Origin of the sequence: Ralstonia sp. RL (assembly GCF_001683835.1) — a bacterium.
GTDB lineage: Bacteria > Pseudomonadota > Gammaproteobacteria > Burkholderiales > Burkholderiaceae > Ralstonia > Ralstonia mannitolilytica.
Map to the genome: position 1 here is coordinate 19,973 of NZ_LWRX01000099.1, position 15,392 is coordinate 35,364.

Sequence of the window (15,392 nt, forward strand, 5' to 3'; positions counted from 1 at the left end):
AACGGATGCTCCGGAAATGACGGCTAGCCTGCCGCCTGTAATGGACGGCGCGCCCGTGTGGAGCCGGGCGGCGGTTCGTTGAGCACCGCCCAGAATACCCCGAGGTCGGCAATGGCATCCACAAACGCGCGGAATTCGACCGGCTTGACGACGTAGGCGTTCACGCCCAGTTCGTAGCTGCGCAGCAGGTCGGTCTCTTCGCGCGAAGACGTGAGCATCACGACGGGCAGGCTCTTGAGCGCGGCCGTGGCCCGGATCTCGGCCAGCACTTCGAGGCCGTCGATCTTCGGCAGCTTTAGGTCGAGCAGCACCACGGCCGGGTTGCCGGGCACACGGCTGGCATGGGCACCGCGCGCATGGAGATAGTCCAGCGCTTCGGCGCCGTCACGGGCGACAACCACGTCGTTGGCGAGCTGGCTGCGCTCAAGGGCCAGCAGGGTCAGCTCCAGATCGTTCGGGTTGTCTTCAACGAGCAAAATGGGTTTGAGCATGATGGCGTTGCGCTTGAAACGGGCGGTCAGGCGAGACCGCGGACAGACGGCCGCCCGGCGCCCGGCTCTGCGGCCTCGTGCGGCTCGGGCGTGCGGGGCAGGGTGAAATAGAACGTGGCGCCGCGGTCGAGCTCGCCTTCGGCCCAGGTGCGGCCTCCGTGGCGCTCGATGATGCGCCGGACGTTCGCCAGGCCGATGCCCGTGCCCTCGAACTCGTCCATCCGGTGCAGCCGCTGGAACACACCGAACAGCTTGTCGACGTATTCCATCGAGAAGCCCACGCCGTTGTCGGCGATGCGTACGACGGTTTCGGTGGGCGTGTCTTCGGCCTCGATCCGGATGCGGGCCGGATTGCGGTCGCGCGTGTACTTCACGGCGTTGGAGAGCAGGTTGCGCACGGCCAGCTGGAGGAAGGCGGGGTCGGCGCGCACCACGGGCAGTGGGGCGATGTGCCATTCGATGTGGCGGCCTTGCTGGTCGGCCGACACGTCGCGCGCGATGCCGCGCATCAGTTGCGTGAGGTCGACGTCGGCCAGCCGCAGCGCACCGCGGCCCATTTGCGAGAACGTGAGCAGATCGTCGACGAGCTTGCCGGCAAAGCGCGACGACTCCGAGATCGTCTGCAGGAAGTGCCGGCCGCGCGCAGAGACGTGGTCGCCCTCGGTCTCGTCCAGCAGTTCTGCATAGCCGGCGATGTGGCGCAGCGGCGCGCGCAGGTCGTGCGACACCGAATACGAGAACGCTTCGAGCTCGTGGTTGGCGCGGCGCAGCTCGCCGGCCAGTTCGGCCGCTTCCTCGGCGCGGCGCAGCACGATGTTGAGCACCGCGTAGCGGAACTCGGCGGCGGTTTCCACTTCGCTCGTGCGCCATGGGCGCGATGCGCGGGCGACCTGCCTGCGCCGCGGCTCTACGGAGGCGGGGGCGGCCGCGATCTCGGCATCTGCGTCGTGCGCGTCGTCGGCCCCTTCGAGCGGACCGGCCGGGCGGGGCACGCTGTGCGGCGCCTCGGTGCGGAACCACAACACATAGTGACGATGCAGCTGCGACACCTGGACCGCCAGCACCCCGCTGGCCTGCGGCAGCAGGGCGGCGCCGTCGGGATACAGGGCGGCCAGGCGGTCCGTGTGGAAGATCTCGCCGGGGTGTTCGCGCGCAAGCCATTCGGTCAGCCGCAGGATGCTCTGCGCATCGGGCGCCGCGCCCACGCGCACGCATTCGTCGCGGCGGACGATGGCCGCGCTGTTGGCTGAGGCAAAGCGCAGCAGGTCGCTCGGGTGTTCCAGCAGGCCGTCCTGGAAGTTCTCGCGATCCGTCATGGCGGCCAGCAGCCGCACGAGGATGCGGCGCAGCTCCAGCCGGTGGGCGATCTCGGCGCGGTCTTCCTTGGCCTCGATCTGCAGCGCCAGGATCTGCGCCAAGTGCTCGCACGCCGTGCGGACTTCGAACGAGAGTGGGCACGGCCGTGCGTGGTGGCAGGCGATCACGCCCCAGAGTTGGCCGCGCACCGTCAGTGCCAGCGTGAGCGACGCGGCTGCGCCCACGCGCCGCATCGCGTCGCGCTCGGCCGGGGAGGCCCCGCGCAGCGCCACATATGTCAGATCGGTGGGCGCGTCGGTCAACGGGTTCAGCGGCGGCACCAGGCCCACGGGGGCCTCGTGGACGTCGGCCACGAGCCGCAGTGGATTGCGCCCATGCAGCGCGGGCACGTCCGGCGACACGTCGCTGATGGGCAGGTGCGCGCCGAGCAGCGAGCCGATGGCCGCGTCCCGCGCCTCGGCCAGCACCCGCAGGGCGCCATCGCCCTCGAGGCGGCACACCACCACGCGCCCGAAGTGGGTCAGTCGATGGACTTCGCGCGCCGCCAGTTCCGCCACCGTATCGACACTGCTGACCGCCTGCAGGCTGCTCACAAAGGTGCGTACCAGCGGATACATCGACGCAAACGCCCCGGCGGCGGCATGCGACGCAGGCTCCAGCTCCAGGATCAGCACGCCCTTGTGCCGATGCACCACGGCATCGAGCACCTGCCCGCGCGGCGTATGCACGGTGCCGAAGTAGAGCGGGTGATCGTCCACGCTGTGCATGGTCAGGGCGCGCTCCAGTGCCTCGCGGCCGGCCATGCCGATCACGAGCTCGACCGGCGCCTGCAACGCCGACTGCACCGCCGTATCCAGCGCCGCCTCCAGGTTCGCGCTCACCTGGCAGATCTGCAGGTCGGGCTCGGACAGGCACAGCAGGACGCCGCGCGGTTGGATCGTGGCCTCAAGGCTGGTGCCGTGCACGGCATCGACATCGGCGATCAGGGGCGAATGCAAACTCATGTTCTGGGGAAGGGAAGCGCCGGGCCGACCATGCAGACCCACGGTCGCGGCATGCCGCATGTCGAGCAAGGTTCAATCCATCTTTGCAGGGGTCGAGCAATCGCCGTGCCTGCCGGGTTTTTCCGGCGCTTGGGGTGGCGCGGCGCGCCTGCAAGGGCGCCTTTCGATCGGACGGCCTTGTAAAAAAGTGACCCCGGCTCGGCTCGGGTTGTAACGTCTGCCGCGCACCCGCTGCGCCCGTCGGGCGAACGCGCGGGAGTATCATCACCGCCTTTGCCCAGGGCCCGTGGACGACCGCACAGCGACCGGCGTTCGGCCGGCAGGGCGGAGCCATATCGTGGACCGGGGGACGAGATGACGATCGCGTTTGTCGCGCGCGCTTTGCCGCGCGGAGTGTTGTAAGGGGCCGGGCATGGAAGCGAATGCAAGCGTGTCGGCCGCCGGGTCCGGGGCGTCGGCGCCTTTCCCGGCGCAGAGCTCGGCCTACGCCTGGAAGGCCTTGGCAGGCTCGGCCATCGGCTATGCGATGGACGGCTTCGACCTCCTGATCCTTGGCTTCATGCTGCCGGCCATCAGCGCGGCACTGGCGTTGTCGCCAAGCCAGTCAGGCGCACTGGTGACCTGGACACTGGTCGGCGCCGTGGCCGGCGGCATCGTGTTCGGGGCGCTCAGCGACGTCTACGGCCGCGTGCGCGTGCTGACCTGGACGATCGTGCTGTTTGCCGTCTTCACCGGCCTGTGCGCCTTCGCGCAGGGTTTCAGCGATCTGCTCGTCTACCGCACCATCGCCGGCATCGGCCTGGGCGGCGAATTCGGCATCGGCATGGCGCTGGCCGCGGAGGCATGGCCGGCGCACAAGCGGGCGCGGGTGTCGTCGTATGTGGCGCTGGGCTGGCAGGCGGGCGTGCTGCTGGCCGCGCTGCTAACGCCGTTGCTGCTGCCGCTGATCGGCTGGCGCGGCATGTTCGTGCTGGGCATGGCGCCCGCGCTGGTGGCCTGGCTCGTCCGCAAGACGCTGCACGAACCCGAGGTGTTTGTGCGCCGCGTCGACACCGCCGGCCGCAAGCGCAACGCGTTCAGGCTGCTGGTGGCCGATGCGCGCACCACGCGCACCAGCGCGGGCATCGTCGTCCTCTGCGCCGTCCAGAACTTCGGCTACTACGGCATCATGATCTGGATGCCGACGTACCTCGGCAAGACGCTCGGTTTCTCGCTGACCAAGTCGGCGTTGTGGACCTCCGTCACGATCGTCGGAATGATGGTGGGCATCTTTGCCTTCGGCCATCTCGCCGACCGCATCGGGCGCAAGCCGACGTTCCTGATCTTCCAGTCCGGTGCCGTGGCCATGGTGTTGACCTACGCGCGGCTGAACGATCCCGTCGCGATGCTGTGGGCCGGTGCCGTCATGGGCCTGTTCGTCAACGGCATGATCGGCGGCTACGGCGCGCTGATCTCCGAGGCCTATCCGACAGCCGCCCGCGCCACCGCGCAGAACGTGCTGTTCAACATCGGCCGCGCCATCGGCGGATTCGGGCCGATCGCGATCGGCAGCCTGGCGTCCGCGTATTCGTTCCAGGTGGCGATCGCGCTGCTGGCCGGCATCTACGTGCTCGACATGCTGGCGACGTTCTTCCTCATCCCTGAACTGAAGGGCGCTGAACTCCGCTGAAAACCGCCCGCCGGCGTTTCGGGCAGCCCATGAAAAAAGCCCCGCATTGCGGGGCTTTGTCGTTGCGCTCGCCTGGTCAGACGTTGAACAGGAAGTGCAGCACATCGCCATCCTTGACGATGTAGTCTTTGCCTTCCGCGCGCATCTTGCCGGCTTCCTTGGCGCCCTGTTCGCCCTTGTACTGGATGAAGTCGTCGTAGGCGATGGTCTGTGCGCGGATGAAGCCGCGCTCGAAGTCGGTGTGGATGGCCGCCGCGGCGCGCGGGGCCGTGTCGCCGATGTGGATCGTCCAGGCGCGCACTTCCTTCACGCCGGCCGTGAAGTAGGTCTGCAGGCCGAGCAGCTTGAAGGCCGCGCGGATCACGCGGTTCAGGCCCGGTTCGTCCATGCCCATGTCGGCGAGGAATTCGGCCTTGTCGGCGTCGTCCAGATCGGCGATTTCCGCTTCGATGGCCGCACACACCGCCACCACGGGCGAGTTCGTCTGGGCGGCGTAGGCCCGCACGGCGTCGAGGTGCGGGTTGTTCTCGAAGCCGTCGTCCTTGACGTTGGCCACATACATCGTCGGCTTGGCGGTGATCAGGCACAGCGGCTTGAGCAGCGCCCATTCCTCGTCGGTCAGGCTCAGCGTGCGCACGGCCTTGGCCTCGTCGAGCACCTTTTGCGCCTTTTCCAGCACGGCAACCAGCTTGGCGGCTTCCTTGTCATTGCCCGACTTGGCGGCCTTGGTGTAGCGCTGCAGGGCCTTTTCGACCGTACCCAGGTCAGCGAGGGCCAGTTCGGTGTTGATGACTTCGATATCGGCGATGGGGTCGACCTTGCCCGCCACGTGCACGACGTTCTCGTCTTCAAAGCAGCGCACGACGTGCGTGATGGCGTCGGTTTCGCGGATGTTGGCGAGGAACTGGTTGCCCAGGCCTTCGCCCTTGGATGCGCCCGCCACCAGGCCCGCGATGTCGACGAACTCGACGACTGCCGGCAGCACGCGCTCCGGCTTGACGATCTCGGCCAGCGCCTGCAGGCGGGCGTCAGGTACTTCCACCACGCCCACGTTGGGTTCGATCGTGCAGAACGGGTAGTTCTCGGCGGCGATGCCGGCTTTGGTCAGGGCATTGAACAGGGTCGACTTGCCGACGTTGGGCAGACCGACGATGCCGCATTGGAGGCTCATGGTGAAAAAGGCTCTAAATCAAGGGGTTGCGTGACGCTGGGGGAGGCGCCAGCACAGCGGAACCGGGGCTGCGCGCGTCGTTCACGGAAAGGCGTGATTGTAACCGGTCCGGCTCCGGTCAGACCGCCGTAGGGGCGTTGCCTACGCCCGCTTTCATGGTGCCGGGCCGCGCTTGCCACGGGTGATGTGCGCGTTACGAAGCCGTTACGCGTTACGTTCCATCGACGTAACAACTTCGCACCTGGCGATGGTCTTTCGGGGGGGCGGCCCAGCAGTTGCATGGCCGCCCCATATCGCGCGTAGCCAAGTCCGACAAGGCCTGACGGCCCTTCCGGCCCCAAGCGGAGCGACCGCGTTTGAGGCCAGGCACACCTATTGCACTGCCTCGCTCCAGAACAACAATACGCCTCTGGAGCACAGCATGTCCTGGACCGTCGCCACCACCACCTCGACCGGCCGCATCCACCCGACCCCCGCGGTTTCCGAGAGCGCCGGCATGTTCGCCTGCTACGAAGCCATCGCCGGCCTGTCCGAAGACATGGTCGACGCAGCCGAGCGCGCCGACTGGGAAGAGGTGAGCCGGCTCGAACGCGAATGCGCCGCCCACATGGAGCGCCTGGGCCACGCGCGGCGTCCGGCCCTGTCGGTGGAAGACGTCCGCCGCAAGCGCGACCTGATGATGCGCATCCTTGCCAACGACGCCCGCGTGCGTGCGCTCGTCTGCCCGCGGCAGGACGAACTGATGCGCCTGGCCAGCGGCGAGCGCCGCGCCATCGGCGTGCGCCAGGCCTACGCGGCGGTGTCCTACTACTAGCCGGCGGGCCAATCGCTCTGACTTGCGCCGATCCCGCGGCAGCCCGTCAAACGGCTGCCGCGACGCATTTGCGCGCCAGCAAAGCCGGGCCCACCCCCGCCGCTATAATCGGCCCACCATGAATACACCCGCGTTTTCCTCTTCCCGGGCGGCTGCCAAAGACGCCGTGGCGTACCACATCGCCGTGGTCGGCGGCGGCATCGTCGGGCGGGCGTGTGCGCTGCGGCTCGCGCAGATCGGCCTGCGTGTCGCGCACGTCGCGCCGCCGGCGCCGGCGTCTGCTCCCGCGGGGCCGGACGCCTGGGACGCGCGCGTCTACGCGTTCTCTGCCAGTTCGCAGGCGCTGCTGGAGCAATTGCGCATCTGGCCCGCGCTCGACATGACACGGGTGCAGCCTGCGCACGACATGCGCATCTTTGGCGACGACGCGGCCGCGCGCGGCGAGCACGCCCACGCCGACCTGCACTTTTCCGCCTACGCAGCCGGCGCACCGCAGCTGGCGTGGATCGCTGAATCGTCGCTGGTCGAGCGTGCGCTGGAGACGGCGCTGCGCTTTGCGCACACCGTGCAGACCTTCCCGCACGCCGCCACCGGCTTCGAGATGGACGCCGACGCGGTGCGCCTCACGCTGGCAGACGGACAGCCGATTCGCGCCGAATGCGTGATCGGCGCCGACGGCAAGCAGTCGTGGGTGCGCGAGCAGGCCGGCATCCAGGCCGAAGCCAAGCCGTACGGCCAGCTGGGCGTGGTGGCCAACTTCCAGGCCGAGCACTGGCACCAGGACACCGCCTGGCAGTGGTTTCTCGGCACCCCTGCCGAGCGGGCCGCCGCAGCAGGCGACGCCATGCCAGCGCGCGGCGAGATCCTCGCCATGCTGCCGCTACCCGATCGGCGGGTCTCGATGGTGTGGTCGGCCGATGAGGCGCACGCCCGCGAACTGCTGGCCCTGCCGCCCGAGGCGCTGTGCCGGGCCGTGGAGGCCGCCGCAGGCGGAGCCGTGGCCGCGCGATTCGGGCGCCTGACGAACATCACGCCGGCGCAAGGCTTTCCGCTTGTGCTGCAGCACGCCAGCAGGCTGGTTGCGCCGCGCGTGGCGCTGGTGGGCGATGCGGCCCATGTGATCCATCCGCTGGCCGGGCAGGGCATGAACCTCGGCCTCAGGGATGTGGCCGAAATCGGCCGTGTGATGGCCGAACGGGAAACCATGCGCGATCATGGCGATCTGAGGTTGCTGCGCCGTTACGAGCGTGCCCGCCGCGAAGACCTGCTCTCGCTCACGGCCGCCACGGACGGCCTGCATCGGCTGTTCGCCCTGCCCGGCGCGCTGCCCCGCACGGTACGCAACGCGGGCATGGCGCTGGTCGGGATGACGCCATTCATCAAACGCTTGTTGATCAAGCACGCGCTGGGTTGAGTCAGCAGCCTCTGGTGCGATTTCTCGGGGTTTCAGGAGCTTTTATGTCGTTTCGTATTCGGGTGGCGGCCATCGCCTCTGCGGTGGCTGTGGCGGCCATTGGCGCGAGTTACGTATTGAGCGCCGGTGCCGCCGAGCCCGCATTGGACAAGGTCAAGGCCACCGTGCAGAAGGCGCTGGGCTCCAACGTGGAGATCAAGAGCGTGGCCAAGTCGCCGCTGGCGGGACTGTACGAAGTGAACCTCGGCAGCCAGGTGATCTACACCGATGCCACCGGCCGCTACGTGCTCAACGGAGACCTGCTCGACACGCAGACCGCCACCAACATCACCCAGGAGCGCCTGGCCGAGCTGAACCGCGTGAAGTGGTCGGACCTGCCGCTGGACCGCGCCGTGAAGTGGGTCAAGGGCAATGGCTCGCGCAAGATCGCCGTGTTCTCCGATCCGAACTGCCCGTACTGCCACAAGCTCGAGCAGATGCTCACGCAGGTCGACAACATCACGGTCTACACCTTCCTCTTCCCGATCCTGTCGGAAGACTCGAACACCAAGGCCAAGCAGATCTGGTGCTCGGCCGACCGCGCCAAGGCCTGGCGCGAGTGGATGACGGCCAAGACCGCGCCGGGCGGCACGGGCACCTGCGACACGCCGCTCGAGGCCAACCTGAAGCTCGGGCAGCAGCTGAACGTGACCGGCACGCCGGCGATCATCTTCCCGGATGGCTCGCGCGCGCCGGGCCTGATCGACGCGGCCACGCTGGAGCGCAAGTTCGCCGCGCTGAAGAAGTCGTAAGCCATGCCGCAAAGAGCGCCGGTTTCGTCCGGCGCTTTTTCTTTGGGCATTTGCATTCACAACACGCTGGGAGACCGACATGTCGTTTCGCGCCCTGATGCTGGAAAAGCAGGACGGCGGGCCGCTGGCCCATATCGTTGACCTCGACGACGCGGCGTTGTCCACGCCAGAGGCGCGCGCCAACGAGGTGACGGCCGGCGACGTGCTCATCCGCGTGGACTGGTCGACCATCAACTACAAGGACGGCCTGGCCATCACGGGCAAGGGGCCGGTCGTGCGCAAGTGGCCGATGGTGGCGGGCATCGACGGCGCTGGCGTCGTCCTGGAGTCGTCGCATCCGGATTGGCGGACGGGGGATGCGGTCATCCTCAACGGCTGGGGCGTCGGCGAGACGCACTGGGGCTGCCTCGCGCAGCAGGCGCGCCTGTCGGGCGACTGGCTGGTGGCGCTGCCGGCGGGGCTCGATGCGCGCCAGGCCATGGCGATCGGCACGGCGGGCTACACGGCGATGCTGTCCGTGCTGGCGCTCGAGCGCGCCGGTGTGAAGCCGGGCGACGGCGAGGTGCTGGTGACGGGTGCGTCGGGCGGCGTGGGGTCGATCGCCATCGCGCTGCTGGGCAAGCTCGGCTATCGCGTGGTGGCCTCCACGGGCAAGACGGGCGAGGCCGATTTTCTGCGGGCGCTGGGCGCGACCGACGTGATCGACCGCGCGGAACTGTCCGCGCCCGGCAAGCCGCTGCAGAAGGAGCGCTGGGCCGCTGTGGTCGATTCGGTGGGCTCGCACACGCTCGCCAACGCGTGCGCGCAGGTGCGCTACGGCGGCGTGGTCACCGCGTGCGGGCTGGCGCAAGGCATGGATTTTCCGGCCACCGTCGCCCCCTTCATCCTGCGCGGCGTGACGCTGTGCGGCATCGACAGCGTGATGGCGCCGCGCGCCCTGCGCCAGGCCGCGTGGGAGCGCCTGGCCGTCGACCTGCTGCGCGACCGCCTCGCTGCCATCACGCGCGAGGTGACGCTCTCGGGCGCCATCGACGCGGCGCACGACATCATGGCCGGCAAGATGCGCGGGCGCGTGGTCGTCGACGTCAATCGATAGGCCGATTCGCGGACGATTTGCGCGCGGTGGCCGTCGGTAACATGGGGCGGCAACGCTACAATGCTCGCCATGAAGCCGATCCGCTACACCATCGTTCCGAGCGCGCCCGAGGCGCACGTGTTCACCGTCACGGTCACGGTCGATTCGCCTGACGGCCAGGGCCAGCGCTTCTCGCTGCCGGCGTGGATTCCGGGCAGCTATATGATCCGCGAGTTCGCGCGCAACATCGTGCGCATCGAGGCGTCGTCCGGCGACAAGCCGGTGCGGCTCACCAAGCTGGACAAGCACAGCTGGCAGGCCGCTCCGTGCAGCGGGCCGCTCACGGTGTCGTACGACGTCTACGCCTGGGACCTCTCCGTGCGGGCCGCACACCTCGATGCCACGCATGGCTTCTTCAACGGCACGTCGGTGTTCCTGCGCGTCGAGGGCGCGGATGCGCAGCGCTGCCTGGTCGACATCCAGCCGCCCGCCGGAGACGCCTACCGCAGCTGGCGCGTGGCCACGGCGCTGCGCGAAGCCAGCGGCCGCATCAACGGCAGGGCGGGGGCCAAGCGCTACGGCTTCGGCTGGTACGAAGCCGTCGACTACGACGAACTGATCGACCATCCCGTCGAGATGGGCACCTTCGATCTGGTGTCGTTCGAAGCGTGCGGCGCGCAGCATGACGCGGTCTTCACGGGCCGCGTGCCGAACCTCGACCTGGAGCGCATTGCGCGCGACTTCAAGCGCATCTGCGAGGCGCAGATCCGCCTGTTCGAGCCGCAGACGGCCACCGCGCCGTTTCTCGACAGCAACCGCCGCTACGTCTTCATGACGATGGTCACCACCGACGGCTATGGCGGGCTGGAGCACCGTTCCAGCACCGCGCTCATGTGCGCGCGCAACGATCTGCCCGTCGTCGGCCGCGACGAGACCACCGAGGGCTACCGCACCTTCCTCGGCCTCGTCAGCCACGAGTATTTCCACACCTGGAACGTCAAGCGCATCAAGCCCGCGGCCTTCGTGCCGTATGCGCTCGACCGCGAGGTCCACACGCCGCTGCTGTGGCTGTTCGAGGGCTTCACGAGCTACTACGACGATCTGATGCTGGTGCGCTCGGGGCTCATTTCCGAGGCGCAGTACCTCGAGATGATCGCCAAGACATGGAATGGCGTGCTGCGCGGCAGCGGTCGCCTCAAGCAGAGCGTGGCCGAGAGCTCGTTCGACGCGTGGACGAAGTACTACCGGCAGGACGAGAACGCGCCCAACGCCATCGTCAGCTACTACACCAAGGGTTCGCTGGTGGCGCTGGCGCTGGATCTGACGATCCGCACGCAGACCGGCGGCGAACGCTCGCTCGACGACGTGATGCGCGCTCTCTGGGCCGCCTACGGCCGCGATTTCTATGCGCCCGGCCATGTGCAGCGTGGCGTGACCGAAGCCGAGCTGATCGCCCTGATGGAAGAGATCACCGGCCTGCGCCTGCGCACGCTGGTGCGCCAGGCCACCGAAGGCCGCGATGACCTGCCGCTGCCGGCGCTCTTCAAGGCGATGGGCGTCAGCGCGACGCGCAAGGCGGTGGATTCCGCGCTTGCGCTTGGCGTCAAGGCGGGCGTCGAAAACGGCTTCGTCAAGCTGCAGCAGGTGTTCGACGGCGGCCCGGCGCAGCGCGGCGGCCTGTCGGCCGGCGATCTGATCGTCGCAGTCGACGGCCTGCGGGTGCCGGCGGGCCAGCTCGACAAGACCCTGACGCGCTACCGCGCCGGCGACACCGTCCCCGTGCACGTGTTCCGCCGCGACGAGCTGATGCAGCTGAACGTGAAGCTGGCCACCGATGCGACGCCGCAGTTCACGCTGGCGCTGGCCCCGGAGCCCTCGCCGCTGCGCTCGGCGTGGCTCGGCAAGCGGGCGGCGGCGCGCAGCACGCGTTCGGCGCGCGGGAAGTCGGCCTGAGCTGCGCAGCCCAATGGACTACGTCCACGATCCACGCACGTTTCTTTACAGCCATTACGTTTCACGCGGCATTCGCACGGCCACGGGCGTGATCGGCCTGACGCTGCTCGCGCTGCTGGTGATGGACCTGCAGGGCGCGATGGTCGTCTCCATCGGGGCGTTGTGCACGAGTCTCATGGACCTGCCCAGCCCGCTGCGGCACAAGTTCAACGAGATGATGGCGTGCGTGCTGCTGACCACCGCAGTCACGTTCATCGTGGCGGTGGCCACGCCGTACGCGGTGCTGCCCGTGGTGATCGTGGCGGTGGCCTTTCTGGCCGGGCTGATGGTGGCGTACGGCAACAAGACGATGCCGCTGCAGTTTGCGGCGCTGTTCGTCATGACGCTGACCTTCACCGAGGAGTTCGCCTTTCGGGAGGCGGTCGAGCACACGCTGCAGTTCTTCCTCGGGGCCAGCGGCTACATGGCGTTCGCCCTGGTGGTCGCGTGGGTGCAGCGGCGCCGCATCAAGGAGCAGGTGCTGGCCGAATGCCTGTATGAACTGGCCGTCTACGTGGAGCGCAAGGCCGGTTTCTACGATGCCGCCAAGGATTTCGACGAGCAGTTCAACGCGCTCGTGCGCCAGCAGATTTCGGTGGCTGACAAGCAGCAGGTGGCGCGCGACTTTGTTTTCCGCGACAACCGCACCGCCAGCGACGGGCGTCTCGTGCAGATCCACATGCGGATGCTCGATCTCTACGAGTACCTGCTGTCGTCCAACACCGATTACCCCGTGCTGCGCCAGTGGCTGGCCGACGCCGAGGTGATGCGGCTGCTGCGCGACGTGATCGAGCGCATGCGCATGGACATCGAAGGCGTGGCCTATGCTGTTGGCCGCGACCGGCCGTCGCCCACGCCGATGTCCTACGAACAGGAGATGGCCGCCATCGAGGCGGCGTTGCACGAACTGCAGCGCAACCACCACGGTGTGCCGATCGAGGCGATTGCCGCGCTGGAAGAATCGGTGGCGACCGTGCAGGGCGCGATCCGCCTCATGGCGCAGCTGCATGCTGCAACCGCCACGCCGGTCGAGTTGTCGCAGGTGCTGCTGCGCCCCGACATGACGCCGTTCCTCACGCGCCAGAAGTACGAACTGCGGCTGGTGCTGGAGGAGCTGACATGGCGCTCGCCGGTGCTGCGCTTTGCGCTGCGCATTTCCATGGCCGTGGCGGCCGGGCTGTGGATTGCCGACCGCCTGCCGTACAGCTCGCACGGCTACTGGGTCTTGCTGACCATCGTTGTGATCCTCAAGCCGACCTTCAGCATGACGCGTCAGCGCAACGTCGACCGCGTGCTGGGTACGCTCATCGGCTGCGTGATCGCTGCGGTGATCCTGCGGTTCACCCATTCGACGTGGATCCTGATGAGCGTGCTGTACCTGTCGACGGCGGCCAGTGCGGCGTTCGTCACCGTGCGCTACCGCTATACCGCCATTGCGGCGTGCGTGCAGGTGCTCATCCAGATCAACCTGCTGCTGCCAGGCAGCAAGGGCGCGATCGGCGAGCGCCTGGTCGACACGCTGATCGGCGCGGCCATCGCCACCGTCTTCAGTTACGTGCTGCCCAGCTGGGAATATCGCAACCTGCCCAAGCTGGTGGACGACGTGCTGCGCACCAACCGCCGCTTCATCGAGGCCGCGCGCGATCTGCTGCTCGGCACGCTCAAGGACGACTTTGCGTATCGCGTGCAGCGCAAGCAGTACATGGAATCGCTCACGGGGCTGATCTCGGCCTTCGCCCGCATGCTCGACGAGCCCAAGAGCCGCCACCGCGCCGTCGACAACCTGAACCGCTTCATCGTGCAGAACTACCTGGTGGCGGCGCATGTGGCGGCGGTGCGCATCCTCGTGCGCCAGCGCGCGCAGGAGCTCGACGAAGCCGACACGCGCGCCCTCGTCGAGCAGACCGCCGAGGCGGCGCTCGAAAGCCTCGCCCGCGCCAAGGAGCGCTTCGACCAGGCCGTGCACGAAGGCGGCTGGGGCGTGCGCCCGCGAGATACGCAGGAACTCGGCGCTGCCGATTTCGCCGACAAGTCGGCGCGCTCCCGCATGGTGGAGGCGGCCACGCAGTCCGAGTCGCTGTCGGCCGCGCACTTGCTGGAGCGGCGCCTGCAGGCGCTGCGCGCCGATACGGCGAAGATCGCGCTGCGGTGTGGGGCGCTGGGTCGCGCGTTGCGGGTCGCCCGCGACTAGGCGGGGCGCGCCCTCAGGCTGCCTGGGGCTTCAGCCAGTCAATCGCGGGTTGGCCCTGTGCCGCGAGCCATTCATTCGCCCGCTTGAAATGCCCGCACCCCAAGAACCCGCGATGCGCCGACAGCGGCGACGGATGCGGCGCTTCCAGCACCAGGTGCCCGTCCGGCAGCAGCGCGCGCTTGGCCTGCGCGTGGCTGCCCCACAGCATGAACACGCGCTTGTGGCCGACGCGCGCGAGTTGTTCCAGCAGGCAATCGGTGATGCGTTCCCAGCCGCGCTTGGCGTGACTGGCGGCCTGACCTTGCTCGACCGTGAGCACGGTGTTCAGCAGCAGCACGCCTTGCCGCGCCCAGCCCTCGAGGTTGCCCGACGTGCCTGGCAGCTTGCAGCCGTATTCCGCTTCGATTTCCTTGTAGATGTTGCGCAGGCTCGGCGGCACGCGCACGCCGGCGGGTACCGAAAAGGCCAGGCCGTGCGCCTGCGGAATCTCGCGGCCATCGACCGTGCCGGTGCCGTGATACGGGTCCTGACCCAGGATGACGACGCGCACATCGTCCACCGACGTCAGATGCAGCGCGCGGAAAACCTCGGTCGGGAAGATCGGTTTGCCCGACGCGCGCTCCCCGTCGACGAAAGCGCAAAGCCCCGGCCAGTTGGTCTGCGCGATGCACGGCGTGAGCAGCGCCTTCCAGTCGGCGGGGAGGGCATCGAACTGCCGGGCCAGCGGGGTGAAGCCCACGGCAGCCGTGTCCGCAGCGGGCTCATCGAAGAGGGCGGCTTGCGCGGGATGGGCGCGTCGCGTCATGCCTGGCCCTCGATGGTCTTTGCACGCAAGTGGTAGCCGCGCTGCGCCTTGCTGATGTCGAGCGGCGTGAGGCCCGGCACTGCGGCGCGCAGCGTGCGCGTCCATGCGTGCAGGCGCTGGGCGATCGCCTCTTCGCCGAGCGTGGTGCCGGCGGCCGGCTTCCACTCCAGTTCCAGTTCGTCGATCGGCTCGCGTGCCTGGGGGCCGGGGATGAGGATGGCGCCGGCGTCCAGCGCAATCTCGATCTCGCCGTCCTCCACTGCCGCGCGCCACAGGCGGCGCGTGAAGTCGGTGCGGAACAGCGGGGCGAGTGCGGCGGCATGGGGCCGGACATAGTCGGCGGCTTCGGCGGCGTCGTGCGTCACGAAGGCATCGACCGACAGCGCATCGCTTTGCAGCGGCACTTCCCATTCATGCCGGGCGCTCAATCCCGCCGTACTTACTGCTGCGGTCTTGAGTGTCTGCAGCCACTGGTTGCCTTGGCGGCGCACGCGCAGCGCGGCGCGGTTGCGCGCGAGGGTCTGGTCGGGCGTGTCGTAATAGACGTTTGCCAACTCCACGGAGCCTGACGCCTTGGCGTTCGCATCCAGCCAGCCCACCAGCGCATTGTGCGCGCCCGCCGGCACGGACAGCTTCAGTTCGATTTCACGGGCCATCG

The 15,392-nt window shown here is 68.4% G+C and carries 12 protein-coding genes; 7 read left to right on the forward strand and 5 right to left on the reverse strand.

All coding sequences use genetic code 11. From position 1 onward, the window contains the following. Positions 1-23 precede the first annotated feature (23 nt). Positions 24-491, reverse strand: a complete 468-nt coding sequence (locus A6M56_RS09845; RefSeq protein ID WP_102080147.1) for a response regulator — start codon at positions 489-491, stop codon at positions 24-26. A 26-nt stretch (positions 492-517) separates the two neighbouring features. After that, positions 518-2,812 carry an ATP-binding protein gene (locus A6M56_RS09850; protein WP_286758090.1) on the reverse strand — a complete coding sequence of 765 codons (2,295 nt, stop codon included), beginning with the start codon at positions 2,810-2,812 and terminating at the stop codon, positions 518-520. Positions 2,813-3,224: 412 nt separating this feature from the next. Between A6M56_RS09850 and A6M56_RS09855 the strand changes: the two genes are divergently transcribed. Further along, a complete protein-coding gene (locus A6M56_RS09855) occupies positions 3,225-4,481 on the forward strand; it encodes an MFS transporter (RefSeq protein WP_045784950.1) in 1,257 nt (418 codons plus the stop codon). Positions 4,482-4,557: 76 nt separating this feature from the next. Here A6M56_RS09855 and ychF read toward each other — a convergent pair whose 3' ends face one another. Then, positions 4,558-5,652, reverse strand: coding sequence for a redox-regulated ATPase YchF (gene ychF, locus A6M56_RS09860; protein ID WP_045784949.1), 1,095 nt, complete (start codon positions 5,650-5,652; stop codon positions 4,558-4,560). Between the two features lie 421 nt (positions 5,653-6,073). Between ychF and A6M56_RS09865 the strand changes: the two genes are divergently transcribed. From A6M56_RS09865 to A6M56_RS09890, 6 genes are all read left to right on the forward strand, one after another. Then, positions 6,074-6,466, forward strand: a complete 393-nt coding sequence (locus A6M56_RS09865) for a flagellar protein FliT (protein WP_045784948.1) — start codon at positions 6,074-6,076, stop codon at positions 6,464-6,466. A gap of 118 nt (positions 6,467-6,584) precedes the next feature. Next, positions 6,585-7,880: a UbiH/UbiF family hydroxylase gene (locus A6M56_RS09870; protein ID WP_102080145.1), complete on the forward strand. Its 1,296-nt coding sequence runs from the start codon at positions 6,585-6,587 to the stop codon at positions 7,878-7,880. 44 nt (positions 7,881-7,924) lie between these two features. Beyond that, entirely contained in the window at positions 7,925-8,671 is a 747-nt protein-coding gene (locus tag A6M56_RS09875) for a DsbC family protein (protein ID WP_045784946.1), read from the forward strand. Between the two features lie 79 nt (positions 8,672-8,750). Further along, entirely contained in the window at positions 8,751-9,767 is a 1,017-nt protein-coding gene (gene acuI, locus A6M56_RS09880) for an acrylyl-CoA reductase (NADPH) (RefSeq protein WP_045784945.1), read from the forward strand. Positions 9,768-9,836: 69 nt separating this feature from the next. After that, entirely contained in the window at positions 9,837-11,699 is a 1,863-nt protein-coding gene (locus tag A6M56_RS09885) for a M61 family metallopeptidase (protein ID WP_102080287.1), read from the forward strand. Between the two features lie 13 nt (positions 11,700-11,712). Next, positions 11,713-13,929 carry an FUSC family protein gene (locus A6M56_RS09890; protein WP_102080144.1) on the forward strand — a complete coding sequence of 739 codons (2,217 nt, stop codon included), beginning with the start codon at positions 11,713-11,715 and terminating at the stop codon, positions 13,927-13,929. Positions 13,930-13,942: 13 nt separating this feature from the next. Here A6M56_RS09890 and A6M56_RS09895 read toward each other — a convergent pair whose 3' ends face one another. Both A6M56_RS09895 and A6M56_RS09900 read right to left on the reverse strand, forming a co-directional pair. Next, positions 13,943-14,734 carry a uracil-DNA glycosylase gene (locus tag A6M56_RS09895; RefSeq protein ID WP_045784943.1) on the reverse strand — a complete coding sequence of 264 codons (792 nt, stop codon included), beginning with the start codon at positions 14,732-14,734 and terminating at the stop codon, positions 13,943-13,945. Further along, the gene (locus A6M56_RS09900; RefSeq protein ID WP_286758091.1) at positions 14,731-15,390 is read right to left on the reverse strand and encodes a CYTH domain-containing protein; all 660 of its coding nucleotides are present in this window, start codon (positions 15,388-15,390) and stop codon (positions 14,731-14,733) included. Before A6M56_RS09900 ends, A6M56_RS09895 begins: the two co-directional genes overlap by 4 nt. Between the last annotated feature and the right edge of the window lie 2 nt (positions 15,391-15,392).

Excerpts from the sequence above, each read along its gene's own strand:
- A6M56_RS09845 (WP_102080147.1), bottom strand. The coding sequence starts at position 491 with ATGCTCAAACCCATTTTGCTCGTTGAAGACAACCCGAACGATCTGGAG.
- A6M56_RS09850 (WP_286758090.1), bottom strand. The coding sequence starts at position 2,812 with ATGAGTTTGCATTCGCCCCTGATCGCCGATGTCGATGCCGTGCACGGC.
- A6M56_RS09855 (WP_045784950.1), top strand. The coding sequence starts at position 3,225 with ATGGAAGCGAATGCAAGCGTGTCGGCCGCCGGGTCCGGGGCGTCGGCG.
- ychF (WP_045784949.1), bottom strand. The coding sequence starts at position 5,652 with ATGAGCCTCCAATGCGGCATCGTCGGTCTGCCCAACGTCGGCAAGTCG.
- A6M56_RS09865 (WP_045784948.1), top strand. The coding sequence starts at position 6,074 with ATGTCCTGGACCGTCGCCACCACCACCTCGACCGGCCGCATCCACCCG.
- A6M56_RS09870 (WP_102080145.1), top strand. The coding sequence starts at position 6,585 with ATGAATACACCCGCGTTTTCCTCTTCCCGGGCGGCTGCCAAAGACGCC.
- A6M56_RS09875 (WP_045784946.1), top strand. The coding sequence starts at position 7,925 with ATGTCGTTTCGTATTCGGGTGGCGGCCATCGCCTCTGCGGTGGCTGTG.
- acuI (WP_045784945.1), top strand. The coding sequence starts at position 8,751 with ATGTCGTTTCGCGCCCTGATGCTGGAAAAGCAGGACGGCGGGCCGCTG.
- A6M56_RS09885 (WP_102080287.1), top strand. The coding sequence starts at position 9,837 with ATGAAGCCGATCCGCTACACCATCGTTCCGAGCGCGCCCGAGGCGCAC.
- A6M56_RS09890 (WP_102080144.1), top strand. The coding sequence starts at position 11,713 with ATGGACTACGTCCACGATCCACGCACGTTTCTTTACAGCCATTACGTT.
- A6M56_RS09895 (WP_045784943.1), bottom strand. The coding sequence starts at position 14,734 with ATGACGCGACGCGCCCATCCCGCGCAAGCCGCCCTCTTCGATGAGCCC.
- A6M56_RS09900 (WP_286758091.1), bottom strand. The coding sequence starts at position 15,390 with ATGGCCCGTGAAATCGAACTGAAGCTGTCCGTGCCGGCGGGCGCGCAC.